The organism is Burkholderia sp. AU31624, from assembly GCF_020420065.1.
Taxonomy (GTDB): Bacteria; Pseudomonadota; Gammaproteobacteria; order Burkholderiales; family Burkholderiaceae; genus Burkholderia.
The window spans coordinates 715,500-727,780 of sequence record NZ_JAIZRT010000004.1 but is presented as its reverse complement, the minus strand read 5'-3'; the positions used below and the strand labels follow the sequence as shown (position 1 = coordinate 727,780).

The 12,281-nt window shown below is 69.5% G+C and carries 15 protein-coding genes; 9 read left to right on the top strand and 6 right to left on the bottom strand.

The features are described 5' to 3' along the window. Positions 1-155 precede the first annotated feature (155 nt). The 3 genes from LGM89_RS18530 to scpB all read left to right on the top strand — a co-directional run bounded on the left by LGM89_RS18530 (position 156) and on the right by scpB (position 3,569). On the top strand, positions 156-1,478 hold the full coding sequence (locus tag LGM89_RS18530; RefSeq protein WP_226204545.1) for an MFS transporter: 1,323 nt from the start codon (positions 156-158) through the stop codon (positions 1,476-1,478). Positions 1,479-1,539: 61 nt separating this feature from the next. Further along, positions 1,540-2,763, top strand: coding sequence for a CaiB/BaiF CoA transferase family protein (locus tag LGM89_RS18525; protein WP_226273589.1), 1,224 nt, complete (start codon positions 1,540-1,542; stop codon positions 2,761-2,763). Next, complete coding sequence (gene scpB, locus LGM89_RS18520) at positions 2,760-3,569, top strand: methylmalonyl-CoA decarboxylase (protein ID WP_226273588.1); 810 nt, start codon at positions 2,760-2,762, stop codon at positions 3,567-3,569. Before LGM89_RS18525 ends, scpB begins: the two co-directional genes overlap by 4 nt. Positions 3,570-3,687: 118 nt before the next feature. Here scpB and LGM89_RS18515 read toward each other — a convergent pair whose 3' ends face one another. The 3 genes from LGM89_RS18515 to LGM89_RS18505 form a co-directional block, all read right to left on the bottom strand. Then, complete coding sequence (locus tag LGM89_RS18515; RefSeq protein WP_226273587.1) at positions 3,688-4,227, bottom strand: chromate transporter; 540 nt, start codon at positions 4,225-4,227, stop codon at positions 3,688-3,690. Next, entirely contained in the window at positions 4,224-4,835 is a 612-nt protein-coding gene (locus tag LGM89_RS18510; protein WP_226273586.1) for a chromate transporter, read from the bottom strand. The genes LGM89_RS18515 and LGM89_RS18510 overlap by 4 nt, the downstream gene beginning before the upstream one ends. A gap of 402 nt (positions 4,836-5,237) precedes the next feature. Beyond that, positions 5,238-5,993 (bottom strand): DeoR/GlpR family DNA-binding transcription regulator, encoded by a 756-nt coding sequence (locus LGM89_RS18505; protein WP_089494256.1) that lies wholly within the window; start codon positions 5,991-5,993, stop codon positions 5,238-5,240. An 81-nt stretch (positions 5,994-6,074) separates the two neighbouring features. Here LGM89_RS18505 and LGM89_RS18500 point away from each other — a divergent pair, with 81 nt between their 5' ends. From LGM89_RS18500 to LGM89_RS18480, 5 genes are all read left to right on the top strand, one after another. Then, positions 6,075-6,674, top strand: a complete 600-nt coding sequence (locus tag LGM89_RS18500) for an NUDIX domain-containing protein (protein ID WP_226273585.1) — start codon at positions 6,075-6,077, stop codon at positions 6,672-6,674. After that, positions 6,671-7,051, top strand: a complete 381-nt coding sequence (locus LGM89_RS18495; protein WP_226204553.1) for a DUF4406 domain-containing protein — start codon at positions 6,671-6,673, stop codon at positions 7,049-7,051. The genes LGM89_RS18500 and LGM89_RS18495 overlap by 4 nt, the downstream gene beginning before the upstream one ends. Positions 7,052-7,235: 184 nt before the next feature. Then, a complete protein-coding gene (locus LGM89_RS18490) occupies positions 7,236-8,108 on the top strand; it encodes an SIR2 family NAD-dependent protein deacylase (protein ID WP_226273584.1) in 873 nt (290 codons plus the stop codon). Between the two features lie 201 nt (positions 8,109-8,309). After that, positions 8,310-8,696 (top strand): fluoride efflux transporter CrcB, encoded by a 387-nt coding sequence (gene crcB, locus LGM89_RS18485; protein ID WP_011351225.1) that lies wholly within the window; start codon positions 8,310-8,312, stop codon positions 8,694-8,696. Between the two features lie 23 nt (positions 8,697-8,719). Next, the gene (locus tag LGM89_RS18480) at positions 8,720-9,070 is read left to right on the top strand and encodes a DUF190 domain-containing protein (RefSeq protein ID WP_089495250.1); all 351 of its coding nucleotides are present in this window, start codon (positions 8,720-8,722) and stop codon (positions 9,068-9,070) included. 23 nt (positions 9,071-9,093) lie between these two features. Here the strand turns inward: LGM89_RS18480 and LGM89_RS18475 are convergent, their stop codons facing one another. Then, positions 9,094-9,657, bottom strand: coding sequence for a YggT family protein (locus LGM89_RS18475; RefSeq protein ID WP_006488584.1), 564 nt, complete (start codon positions 9,655-9,657; stop codon positions 9,094-9,096). Between the two features lie 71 nt (positions 9,658-9,728). Further along, the gene (locus tag LGM89_RS18470) at positions 9,729-10,658 is read right to left on the bottom strand and encodes a Rossmann-like and DUF2520 domain-containing protein (RefSeq protein ID WP_226204555.1); all 930 of its coding nucleotides are present in this window, start codon (positions 10,656-10,658) and stop codon (positions 9,729-9,731) included. A gap of 515 nt (positions 10,659-11,173) precedes the next feature. Here LGM89_RS18470 and LGM89_RS18465 point away from each other — a divergent pair. Beyond that, entirely contained in the window at positions 11,174-11,473 is a 300-nt protein-coding gene (locus LGM89_RS18465) for a hypothetical protein (protein WP_089494261.1), read from the top strand. Between the two features lie 111 nt (positions 11,474-11,584). On the opposite strand, the gene LGM89_RS18460 is transcribed toward LGM89_RS18465, so the two are convergent. Then, positions 11,585-12,253: a LysE family translocator gene (locus tag LGM89_RS18460; protein WP_089494262.1), complete on the bottom strand. Its 669-nt coding sequence runs from the start codon at positions 12,251-12,253 to the stop codon at positions 11,585-11,587. Between the last annotated feature and the right edge of the window lie 28 nt (positions 12,254-12,281).

Below are 12,281 nucleotides of genomic sequence, written 5' to 3'. Positions count from 1 at the left end.
ATTCGAGCCATAAGCCAATCCGATCGAGCAAGATGAATATCATATTTTTCCCCGATCGATGGTGTTTCTATACTCGTCTCACAAAAGAGCCAGCCTCCCGGCCATCCCGGACCGGACGCGGCAAAAGCGCCGGCCCCGCCGGCAAGGAGACGAAGATGTTCAAGGCGATCGACGCGCCGGCGGCCGGCGCGAAGCCGCGGCGTACGCCGCTCACGCGCGAGCAGGTCAAGGGCTTCTGGGCCGTGTATGCAGGCTGGGTGCTCGACGGCGTGGATTCGGTGATCTATGCACTGGTGCTGATTCCCGCGTTGACCGAGTTGCTGCCGGCATCCGGCATCGCGGCGACGCCCGCGAATCTCGGGATGTACGGCTCGATCCTGTTCGCGTTGTTCCTGATCGGCTGGGGGCTGTCGTTCATCTGGGGGCCGCTCGCCGACCGCTTCGGCCGCGTTCGTACGCTTGCCGCGAGCATCCTGATCTACTCGGTGTTCACCGGCGCGGCCGCGTTCGTGCACGACGTGTGGGCGCTGGCCGCGTGCCGGCTGATCGCCGGGATCGGCGTCGGTGGCGAATGGGCGCTGGCGGGTACCTACGTCGCGGAGAGCTGGCCGGAAGACCGCCGCAAGATGGGCGCCGGCTACCTGCAGACGGGCTACTACTTCGGCTTCTTCATCGCGGCGTGCCTGAACTACACGATCGGTGCGACCTACGGCTGGCGCGCGATGTTCCTGTGCGGCCTCGCGCCCGCGTTGCTCGCGGTGTTCACCGTGATGCGCGTGAAGGAGCCCGGCCAGTGGCGCCGGCATGACGCCCGCGACGGCGACGTGGCCGACGCGCGGCGCGCGCATCCGCTGCGCGAGATCTTCGCGCCGGCCTTTCTGCGCCGCACGCTGACAAGCGCAAGCCTCGTCGGCGTCGCGATCGTCGGGCTGTGGGCCGGCTCCGTCTACGAGGCGAGTGCGGTCAGCACGCTGGCGGCGCGTGCGGGCATCGACCACATCGGCGCGATGCGGCTTGCATCGATCGGCGCGGCGATCCTGTCGTGCGCGACGATCGGCGGCTGCCTGGTGGCGCCGTGGCTGTCCGAGCGGCTCGGCCGGCGCACCGCGCTCGGCGTGTATTTCGCGGGCATGGCCGCATCGATCGTGTTCGCGTTCGGCTGGGCGTTCTACCAGCCGAACGGGCTCGCGGCGTTCATGGTGTCGCTGGCGTTCCTCGGTTTCTTCGGCGGCAATTTCGCGATTTTCTCGCTGTGGCTGCCCGAGCAGTACCCGACGCGCGTGCGTGCCACCGCGTTCGCGTTCAACGCGTCGGTCGGCCGCTTCATCGGCGCGGGCGTGAACTTCCTGCTCGGCGCCGCGATACACGGCTACGGATCGCTCGGCGTGCCGGTCGCATGGACCGCGGCCGTGTTCGGGCTCGGCATCCTGATCCTGCCGTTCGCGGTCGAAACGCGCCACCAGACGCTGCCCGAATGAGCGGCGCGCCGCGAACGCTCGCCATCCAGCCACACCCAGTCATCAATATCAGGAGTCCGGAATGCAGGCATTACAAGGAATCAGGGTCGTCGATCTGAGCCGCGCGCTGTCGGGGCCGTTCTGCTCGATGGTGCTCGCCGATCTCGGCGCCGACGTGATCAAGGTCGAGTCGGGGCCGCACGGCGACATGAGCCGCGCATGGGGGCCGTTCGACCGCGGTGTGAGCACGTACTACCTGTCCTGCAACCGCAACAAGCGCGGCATCTGCGTGGATTTTCGGCAGCCGGCCGGCCTCGACGTCGTGCGCCGGCTGATCGCGCAGGCCGACGTCGTGATCGAGAATTTCAAGGCGGGGACGATGGACGCGATGGGGCTCGGCTATGCCGCGCTGAGTGCGCGCGATCCGCGGCTCGTGATGGGCAGCGTCACCGCGTTCGGCCCGCGCGGCCCGTTGCGCGACTGGCCGGGCTTCGACCAGATCGCGCAGGGCTATGCGGGGCTGATGAGCCTCACCGGTTTTCCCGACGGCGAGCCGATCCGCACGGGCACCGCGATCGGCGATCTCAGCTCGGGGATGTGGGTCGCGACCGGCGTGATGGCCGCGCTGTACGAGCGTGAGCGCACCGGGCGCGGGCAGCATGTCGGCACGTCGCTGCTCGAAAGCCTCGTTTCGCTGCTGAGCGTGCACGGGCAACGCTACCTGAGCCTCGGCGACGTGCCGCGGCGCACCGGCAACGCGCATGCGGTGATCGCGCCGTACGGCGTGTTCGAGACGGCCGACGGGCCGCTCAACCTCGCGCCGATCACGACCGACATGTGGCTGCGGCTGTGCCAGTTGCTGGATCTTCCGGAGCTGCCGAATGATCCGCGCTTCGCGACCAACGATGCGCGCGTCGCGCACCGCGACGCACTGAAGGCGTTGCTCGAAAGCCGGCTGCGCGCGCGCGGCAAGCGTGAATGGACGGAGCGTTTCGTCGACGCCGGGCTGCCGGCCGGGCCGATCAACACGCTCGACGAAGTGTTCGAAGACCCGCAGCTCGCGCATTGCGGGCTGGTCGAGCCGGTCGCGCATCCGACGCTCGGCACGCTGCGCCAGGTCGTCACGCCGCTCGGCGGGATGGGCGACGAGGTGCCGGCGCCGCGCACGCGCCATGCGCCGCCGCTGCTCGGCGAGCATACGGTCGACGTGCTGCGCGAAGCGGGCTACGGCGACGACGCAATCGACGCGCTGCTGGCCGAGCGCGCGATCTTCCAGGCGGAAGCGCTGGCGGAGGCCGTGCAATGAGCGACACGACGAAACACGAAGGGGCGTCGAACGTGTCGGTCGACATGATCGGCGAGCGGATCGCGCGCGTGCGGTTCGCGAATCCGGCGCGACGGCATGCGCTCGACGCACCGTTGCTCGATGCACTTGTGGCGCACCTCGATGCACTGGCCGAACACCGTCCGCCACCCGTGGTGATCCTGTCGAACGACGGCAGCGGCGATGTCTGGAGCGCGGGGCATGACCTGCGCGAGCTGGCCGACGATCGCGATCCGCTCGCCTACGGCAAGCCGCTCGAACGGGCGCTGCGGCGCGTGCGGACCTATCCGGGTGCGGTGATCGCGGCGGTGTCGGGTTCGACGTGGGGCGGGGCGGTCGATCTCGTGATGAGCTGCGACCTGGTGGTCGCGGCGCGCGACGCGCGTTTCGCGATGACGCCCGCGAACATCGGCCTGCCGTATTCGACGAGCGGCCTGCTGCGCTTCTACGACAACTTGCCGATCCACGTGCTGAAGGAGATGTTCTTCTGCGCGCAGCCGCTCGATGCGGAGCGCGCCGCGCATCACGGGCTCGTGAACCGGCTGGCCGACGCGGGCGGCGTCGACGATACGGCGCTCGACGTCGCGCGCACGATCGCCGCGAAGGCGCCGCTCGCGGTGTACGCGGTGAAGGAGCAATTGCGCGTGCTGCAGGACGCGCGGCCGTTGCCGGCCGATGCGTTCGAACGGATTGCCGAGCTTCGCCGGCAAGCGTGCGAAGGCGCGGATTTCGACGAGGGGCTGCGTGCGTTTTCGGAGCGGCGCGCGCCGGTGTTCCGCGGCGTCTAGGCGATGGGGTGTGCGAGCGGGCGCGCAAGCGGTAAAAAGCGTACGGACGCGCTCGTGTCGTTGTGCAGGTAGCGGTTGCGTCATGCGCGGCCGCCGTCGCGTGCCGCGTTGCCGCGCATCACATGCCGAGCGCGTGCACGCCGACGAGCAACAGCGCGCCGATCGCGATCAGCAGCAGCGCGTGAATGCGCGTGTAAATCACGCACAGCGTCGACGCAACCGCGATCGCGCGCGCGGCCCAGCCGCCGTCGAGCGCCTGCAACAGCACCCACACCGACGCGAGGATCATGCCCGCCGCGACCGGGCGCAGGCCGGCCTCGAGCGCGATCTGCCAGCGTGCGCTCTGGTGCCGCCGCCACAGATGCGCGACGCCGTAGATCAGGAACGCGGTCGGGCCGAACAGCGCGAGCGTCGCGATCACCGCGCCCCAGAAGCCGGCCACCTGCCAGCCGATCAATGTTGCAAGCAGCGAGCCGGGGCCCGGCGCCATCCGCGCGATCGCGAAGTCGTTCAAGAATTGCGTGGCGGTCATCCAGTGATGCACGTCGACGACCTGGCGCTGGATGTCGGCGATGATCGCCTGTCCGCCGCCGATCGTCGCGATCGACAGCGGCGCGAACACGCCGAACAGCGCGGCGTAGCGTTGCGATGCGGTCATCGCGTGTCGCTCCCGGCCGGCGTCGCGGCCGCGCGGCGGTATTCGAGCGCGACGCTCAGCGTGCCGCCGACCAGCACGGTCCACACGAGCGGCCAGTGCAGCACGGCGACCGATATGAACGTGAGCGCCATCACCGCGAACGGCAGCGCGCGACGCGGCAGCCGGCGCACGGCCGTGATCGCCATCGAGATCGACAGCCCGATCGCCGCGGCTGCCGCGCCGGCGAGCGCGACATGCGTGAGCGGAAAGCGCGTGAGGGTCGAGAACGCGATGCCGAACAGCACGATCAGCACGGCCGGCGGCGCGATGATGCCGGTGAAGCCGGCCACCGCGCCGCGCCATCCGGCGAGCCGGTAGCCGATCCAGATCGCGAGGTTCTTCACGTTGACGCCCGGCAGTGCCTGCGACAGCGCGAGGCCGTTGAGGAAGGCTTCCTCGTCGAGCCAGCGCCGCTCGTAGACGAAGTCGCGCATCATTCGCCCGCTGAGCCCGCCGCCGAAGCTGGTCAGGCCGATCTGCGAGAACGCGATGAACAGCGCGAGGACGCCGGGCGGCGGCGCGGCGCCTGCAGGCGGTGCCGGCGAGGGGGCGGCGGAGGGCGGGGGCATCGGGCGGGCGGCGCGTGACGGTTGGGCGGTCGCTCATGTTAGCAAGCGGACCCTGTCAGCACGCTGACAGGGGCTCGGTGGTGACACGATCCGCGCTCGAGGCCGAGTCGACGGAGGTGTTCCGGCACGATCGATGTACCCGCGCATCCGATGCGCTCCGGCGTTCCGGCACAGCCACATATCCACCACATTCGCGCATCCGGGACATCCGGCACATCCGATGCATTCCTTCAGCACTTCCGGCACCGCCGTACATCCGCACCCCGTCGCCGCTACGCGCGTACTGTCGTCACCCCTGCCGCCTTGATCTGCTTCGTCAACGTGGCGTCGGTTTCCTTTTCGATCGCCACGATATGCGTCAGCGTGATCCGCAACTCCCCTCGCGGGTGCATCCCGTCGCCGCTACGCGCGCACGACCGTCACCCCCGCCGCCTCGATCGGCTTCGTCAGTGCGGCGTCGGTTTCCTTTTCGACCACGACGGTATGCGCCAGCGTGAGCTCGCCGATCACGAACTGCGACGCCGCGCGCAGCTTCGACTGCGACGCGAGCACGACCGTCTCGGCCGCGCGTTCGGCGAGCGCGCGCTTGATCGCCGCTTCCTCGAAATCGCCGGTGCTGAGCCCCGCGACCGGATGCACGCCCGTGACGCCCATGAAGTACAGGTCCGCATGGATGCGCGCGATGCCCTCCATCGCCGCCGCGCCGACGGCCACGATCGAATGCTTGTAGAGCCGCCCGCCGATCAGGATCACGTCGATCGACGGATGCGCGGCGAGCGCCACCGCGACACTCGGACTGTGCGTGACGATCGTCGCGCGCAGGTCGGACGGTAACTGGCTGACGAGCAGCGCCGAGGTGGTGCCGCCGTCGACGATCGCCACTTGCCCGGGCGCGATCATCTCCGCGGCCCGCCGCGCGATGCGCCGCTTCTCTGCCGTCTCGAGCGCCTCGCGTTGCGCGAACGGCGCAACGGCGGGCGATGCCGGCAGCGCACCGCCATGCACGCGCTGCAGCAGCCCCTCGGACGCGAGCTCCCGCAGGTCGCGGCGGACCGTGTCTTCGGACACGCCGAATTGCGTGCTCAGTTCGACCGCCAGCACCTGGCCGTCGCGCGCGAGTGTGTCGAGGATCGCTTTCTTGCGTTGTGTCGTCAGCATCGCGTTTGCACGAATTTTCTTGAAGTTGCGCGAATATGCACGTTACCATGAGCGCCGTCTTTTGTCGAATCGGAGGCTGGGATGGCTGCAACGCGGGACCGTGTCCGCATCGTCGATACGACGGTGCTGTCCGATGACTGGTATGTGCTGAAGAAGGTGACGTTCGATTTCCTGCGCCGCGACGGAACGTGGCAGCGCCTGAGCCGCGAGACCTACGATCGCGGCCATGGCGCGACGATCCTGCTGCGCAATGCCGGGACGGGCGACGTGCTGCTGACGCGGCAGTTCCGGATGCCGGCGTTCGTCAGCGGGCATGACGGCATGCTGCTCGAGGCCGCCGCCGGCCTGCTCGACGACGCGACGCCCGAAGCCCGCATCCGCGCGGAGGCCGAGGAGGAAACCGGCTACCGCGTGCGCGGCGTGCGCGAGGTGTTCGAGGCGTTCATGAGCCCCGGCTCGGTGACGGAGAAGCTGCATTTCTTCGTCGGCGAATACGATGCGTCGCTGCGCACCGGCGACGGTGGCGGCGTCGCGGAAGAGGGCGAGGATCTCGAGGTCGTCGAGATGCCGCTGCAGGCGGCGCTGGACGCGATCGAGCGCGGCGAGATCGTCGATGCGAAGACCATCATGCTGCTCCAGTACGTCGCGCTGCGGGAAACCGCCGGCGCGCGCACGGCATGACGCCGCTGCTCGTGCTGGTCGCTGGCCCCTATCGCAGCGGCACGGACGGCGACCCCGCGCGCATCGCCGCTAACCTGCACCGCCTGGAGGAAGCGGCGCTTGCCGTGTATCGCCGCGGGCACGTGCCGATGATCGGCGAATGGGTGTCGCTGCCGCTCGCCGTCGCGGCCGGGTCGCGACAGGTCGGCGACGCGATCAGCGAGACGTTCCTGTATCCGGCCGCGCACCGGCTGCTGCGCCGCTGCGATGCGGTGCTGCGCATCGACGGTGCGTCGCGCGGGGCGGACATGGACGTCGGTCTTGCACGGCAGCTCGCCAAGCCGGTCTATTTCGCGGCCGACGACATTCCGGTCGCGCAGGACGATCCGGATAGCTGAACAGGCGGGCAGGCGGCCAGCCGAAGCGCCGCCCGCCGCCCCCGGCATCGGCCGGCTGACTGCATCCGTCGCGGCGGGGCAAGCAGCAGGTCAAGCCGTTGCATTGCGCACGCCGCGCCGCACGCGAACCGGCGTATGATCGCGACGCCACCCGCGCACCGCCCGACGCTACCGCCGCCCCATCATGCCGTTCTCCGATTCCGCTGACGCCACCGCTGCGGCTGCCGCCGCGCAATTGCCCGCCGATCTCGTCGCTGCCGCCGTCGCCGCGCTCGCGCGTGCCGATGCCTTGCTCGTGACGGCCGGCGCCGGTATCGGCGTCGATTCCGGGCTGCCCGATTTTCGCGGCACGGACGGCTTCTGGCGTGCGTATCCGGCGCTGCGCCACGAGCGTTTCGAATTCCACGAGATCGCCTCGCCGCACGCATTCCGCGCACGCGCGCCGCTCGCGTGGGGCTTCTACGGGCACCGTCTCGCGCTTTACCGCGCGACGGAGCCGCATGCGGGCTTCGCGATCCTGCGCCGCTGGATCGACGCGATGCCGAACGGCGGCTTCGTGATGACGAGCAACGTCGACGGCCAGTTCCAGAAAGCCGGCTTCGATCCGGCACGGATCGTCGAGATCCACGGTTCGATCCACGCGATGCAGTGCCTGCGCCCCTGTTCGGACGACACGTGGGAGGCGGCGCCGTTCGTGCCGGACGTCGACGAAGCCACCTGCCGCCTCGTCGGCGACATGCCGCGCTGCCCGCACTGCGGTAGCCTCGCGCGGCCGAACATCCTGATGTTCGGCGACACCGGCTGGCTCGGGGCGCGCTACGACGCGCAGGAGCGTGCGCTGGAAGACTGGCTCGCGCAGGCCGGGCGCGTCGCCGTGGTCGAGATCGGTGCGGGCACCGCGATTCCGACCGTGCGCCTGCTGAGCGAACGACTCGGCGCCGATGTGATCCGCATCAACGCACGCGAAGCGCATGCCCGCCGGGCGGACGTGATCGGCCTGAAGGGCGGTGCGCTGGCGACGCTGAGCGTGCTCGACGCAGCCTGGCAACGCGCGTGAGCCTGCGGGCGGACTCACGACCCGGACGTCCCGAACGGGCCGGCGTCCCGCAGGTGGTCGCCGTTGCAGGTGCGCGGCGAATCCGCATACAGTTCAGCGTGTGCCGCCCGCGCCCGCGCCATCGGCGTCCGGGAGCGGACCTCGCCCCGGGCAACCGGGGCCGGCGGCTGACTCCAGCCGCATCTTCGACCCGGAGCGCCCTTGTTCTATTCGATCGTCGCGATCTTCGTCGGCGCCGGGCTCGGCGCGTTGCTGCGCTGGTTCCTGAGTCTCGCGCTCAACGAATTCTTTCCCGCCGTGCCGCTCGGCACGCTCGCCGCGAACCTGATCGGCGGCTACGTGATCGGCATCGCCGCCGTCGTGTTCACGACCCGCGTCGGGTTGCCACCCGAGTGGCGGCTGTTCGTGATCACGGGCTTTCTCGGCGGCCTCACGACGTTCTCGACCTATTCGGTCGAAGTGATGACGCATGCGGTGCAGGGCGAATTCGGATGGGCGTTTGCGGTGGCTGCCCTACACTTGACTGGATCGTTCGCGCTGACGGCGCTCGGCATGTGGACCGCGCGCGCGTGGCTCGCGGCGGCCTGAGCGCGCCGCCATCGGAGGGTGCGATGGACAAGATCTTCCTGCGCTTCTATGTGCACGAGAAGCACCGGCTGCACTGGAAGCCGCTGTGGGAATGGCTGCTGGAGGAAGCGAACCGGATGGGCGTCGCGGGCGGTTCCGCGTTTCGCGCGATGGCCGGGTTCGGCCAGCATCGCGTGCTGCACGAGGACCGCTTCTTCGAACTGCAGGGGTCGCTCGCGATCGAGATCGAATTCATCGTCACCGAGGACGAGGCGCAGCGCTTGCTCGAGCGGCTGTCGCACGAGAAGGTGCGCGTGTGCTACGCGATGATGCCGGCGCGCTTCGGCGTGATCGACACGCTCGGCGGACCGCCGGCGCAGGGGCCGGCGGCGTAGGGGGGGCGACGCTAGCGTTCGCGTCAGATGCCGAACATCGTCAGCGACACGGCGGCGCGCGTGACGATCATCAGCAGCACCTGCACGATCACGAACAGCAGGATCGGCGACAGGTCGATGCCGCCGAGGTTCGGAATGACGCGGCGCAGCGGGTTCAGGAACGGCGCGGTGAGCTGGTAGAGGATCGGCATCGCCGGCGAGCGCGGGTTGAGCCACGACAGCAGCGCCATCAGGATCGTCATCCAGATCACGAGGTTGAGCGCCCACTTCACGACGGTGAGCAGCGCGACCACGACGAGCGTCGCGATCACCGCCGCCGGATCGAAGCCGGCCATCACCACCATCAGCACGACGTAGACGAGCGCGGTGAGCAGTGCGGCGACGACGCTGGCCCAGTCGATGCCGCGCACGCCCGCGATGACGCGGCGCAGCGGCAGCACGAGCCAGTTGGTCGCCTGCAGCACGGCCTGCGTGACGGGGTTGTACGGTGGCACGCGGACGGCCTGCATCCAGACGCGCAGGATCAGCGCGGCGCCGAACAGCGTGAAGACGGTATTGAGCAGAAAACGGGCGATCTCGCCGAACATCGTTGGCATCCTTTTTAGTCAGTAGCGTGCGGCCGCCAACGCCGGATGGCGGCGCATCGGCCGACACATTATCACGCCTCGTCTTGCGACGGGGAGGGGGGGGCGGCGGTGCGCGCGAGCGACGTTTCGACGGCGTCGGCGAGCGCCGGCAGCGATGCCGGCGGCGTGGCGCGCTGCGCCGCGAGCGCGATCGCGCGGCGGGTCAGCAGCGCGTACAGCGTCGCGTGATCGCCGCCGCGCGTTTCAAGCAGTGCCAACTGGCGTTCGACGATGCCCGTGTCGCCGCGCGATACCGGGCCGGAGAGCGCGTTCGCGAGCCCCTTGTCGCGCGCGGTTTCGATCGTGCCGGCCAGCATCGGCAGCAGCGCGCGCAGCGCGGCGTCTTCGTCGAAACCGAGGCCGCGCCACAGCTCGACCGCTTCCGCCAGCCCGCACAGCGCGAAGCTCGCCGCGTAGTGCGCGGCTGCGTGATAGAGCATCCGGCCGCCGGCCGGAATCGACAGCGGATGACAGCCGAGTGCGGCAGCAAGTCGCAGCAGCGTCGCGTGCAACGCGCCGTCGGCTTCGATCGTGACCGAGCAGCCGTCGATGCGGGCGAGGTCGGCGTCGGTGCCGCCGAACAGGTAGAGCGGATGGAAGCCGCCGGTGGCCGCGCCCTGTCGCTTCGCCGGGTCGAGCAGGGCGACCGCCGACGCGCCGCTGCAGTGAACGACGGCCTGCTGCGCGGCGCGCGACGCGTCGAGGCGCAGCGTCGCGGCGGCCGATGCGAGATGGTCGTCGGGCACGGTCAGGAAGATCAGGTCGGCGGCGTCGGCAACCTGCTGCGGGGTGTCGACCGCCTGGCAGCCGTCGAGGCGCGCGGCGAGCGCCGCGGCCGACGCGGGCGTGCGGCTCGCGATCGCGACGACCGGAAAGCCGGCCTGCGCGAAGCGCTGCGCGACGCAGCGCGCGAGACGGCCGGCGCCGATAAAGCCGAGGCGGGGTGTGTCGGGAGCGGACATGGCGGCGGGTGTAAGCGAAAACGAAGCAGCCGCCAGTATCGCAGGAATGACAGCCGGGCCGCGAAAGGGCAGTTTCTGTGCGCGCACGTGGCTGGCTTAACGGTATGCGCGCTATATCGGCAAGTGTTTCACCGCCCGGCACACCGTCGATTCAAGATCGCGGAACCTGACCCCGAAATATATCGTCCCTGTATCCGGCTTGAAATGTCGGCATCTTGTCTCAAATTTGTAATCGTTCATTACGGTTGCGTGCCCGCTGCGCGCGCCGTATCCGGTAAGACTGACCGGCGATGATGTTGCGACCCGACTCGTCGGACGGAATCGCGCGACCGGCAAGGGTCGCCGCAGGCGCCGCGAGCCATGCCGCACGGCGGCCTCGCCCGCGTGCAATTGCAATTTGCAACAAATGCACGACACGCGCGGGGCGGGTTTTCGCTACATTGCTTCCATGCGACGTGCACGCCCGCCGTTGCCGACAGGGGCGCATAAATTACCGCTCCAGCAGGAGAATCGAAGTGAAAAAGCTCATTCCGTTCATCGCCGCCGCCGCGCTGGGCCTGGGTGCCGCAAGCGTTGCGCAGGCTCACGTGTCGATCGGGGTCGGCATCGGTATCCCGGTCGCGCCCGCGTATCCCGTCTATGCACCGCCGCCGCCCGTGTACTACGCGCCGCCGCCTCCGCCCGTCTATTACGCTCCGGCGCCGGCCTACTATGCGCCGCCGCCCGCCGTGGTCGTCGGCGGCTACTATGGCCGACCGTACTGGCACCATGGCTACTATGGTGGCGGCTGGGGCCATCACGGCTGGCGTCGCTGATTCGTGCCGCGCGGCCTGGCCGCGCGTGGCAAAACGGCGCAACGTCCCGCGAGGGGCGCTGCGCCGTTTTTTCTTGGGAGCCGCCGCCAGACGTCGGTAGGCCGACTCCGATTACACCGCGTGCACGATCAGGTCGCGGTAGCCGCCGACGATCACGCTGTACGAGAAATACGCGAACAGCAGCGCCGACGCGATGTGACACGCGCGCATCAGCCCGGCGCCCGCGCGCTTGCGGCCCTGGCTTGCGAGCGTGCACATGAAGAGTGTCCACGCGAGGCCGCCGAGGAAAAAGCCCGACAGGAATACCGATGCGGTGGCCGGCGTGGTCGCGCCGGCCTTCGCGATCAGCGCGCCGCCGACCGCCGCGAACCACAGGATCGCGCTCGGCGACGACATCGCGAGCAGCATCCCGCGCAGGAAACTGCGCCGTGCGCTGGCGCGCGGCGGCGGCGTGTCCGCGGCATCGTCGCCGGCCGCCTTGGTCGGCGTGAGCGCTTCACGCGCCATCTTCCACGTGAGGAACAGCAGCACGGCGCCGCCGCCGATCCACACGATCCAGCGCACCGGCTCGAACTGCAGCAGCACGGCCATCCCCGCCAGCGCGAGCGCTGCATAGACGAGATCGCCGACGCACGAGCCGATGCCGAGCCAGAAGCCCGGCCGGAAGCCGTGCGACAGCGTCAGCGACAGCATCGCGACATTGACGAGGCCGATGTCGAGGCACAGCGACAGCGACAGAAAGAAGCCGTCGGACAGCATGGAGGCGGGCGGAAAGGTCATCTGCGTTGTTCTTGTAGCGGCGACAGTC

Bases quoted from the DNA above. Each gene is read 5' to 3' on its own strand.
- LGM89_RS18530 (WP_226204545.1), top strand. From the start codon at position 156: ATGTTCAAGGCGATCGACGCGCCGGCGGCCGGCGCGAAGCCGCGGCGT.
- LGM89_RS18525 (WP_226273589.1), top strand. From the start codon at position 1,540: ATGCAGGCATTACAAGGAATCAGGGTCGTCGATCTGAGCCGCGCGCTG.
- scpB (WP_226273588.1), top strand. From the start codon at position 2,760: ATGAGCGACACGACGAAACACGAAGGGGCGTCGAACGTGTCGGTCGAC.
- LGM89_RS18515 (WP_226273587.1), bottom strand. From the start codon at position 4,227: ATGACCGCATCGCAACGCTACGCCGCGCTGTTCGGCGTGTTCGCGCCG.
- LGM89_RS18510 (WP_226273586.1), bottom strand. From the start codon at position 4,835: ATGCCCCCGCCCTCCGCCGCCCCCTCGCCGGCACCGCCTGCAGGCGCC.
- LGM89_RS18505 (WP_089494256.1), bottom strand. From the start codon at position 5,993: ATGCTGACGACACAACGCAAGAAAGCGATCCTCGACACACTCGCGCGC.
- LGM89_RS18500 (WP_226273585.1), top strand. From the start codon at position 6,075: ATGGCTGCAACGCGGGACCGTGTCCGCATCGTCGATACGACGGTGCTG.
- LGM89_RS18495 (WP_226204553.1), top strand. From the start codon at position 6,671: ATGACGCCGCTGCTCGTGCTGGTCGCTGGCCCCTATCGCAGCGGCACG.
- LGM89_RS18490 (WP_226273584.1), top strand. From the start codon at position 7,236: ATGCCGTTCTCCGATTCCGCTGACGCCACCGCTGCGGCTGCCGCCGCG.
- LGM89_RS18480 (WP_089495250.1), top strand. From the start codon at position 8,720: ATGGACAAGATCTTCCTGCGCTTCTATGTGCACGAGAAGCACCGGCTG.
- LGM89_RS18475 (WP_006488584.1), bottom strand. From the start codon at position 9,657: ATGTTCGGCGAGATCGCCCGTTTTCTGCTCAATACCGTCTTCACGCTG.
- LGM89_RS18470 (WP_226204555.1), bottom strand. From the start codon at position 10,658: ATGTCCGCTCCCGACACACCCCGCCTCGGCTTTATCGGCGCCGGCCGT.
- LGM89_RS18460 (WP_089494262.1), bottom strand. From the start codon at position 12,253: ATGACCTTTCCGCCCGCCTCCATGCTGTCCGACGGCTTCTTTCTGTCG.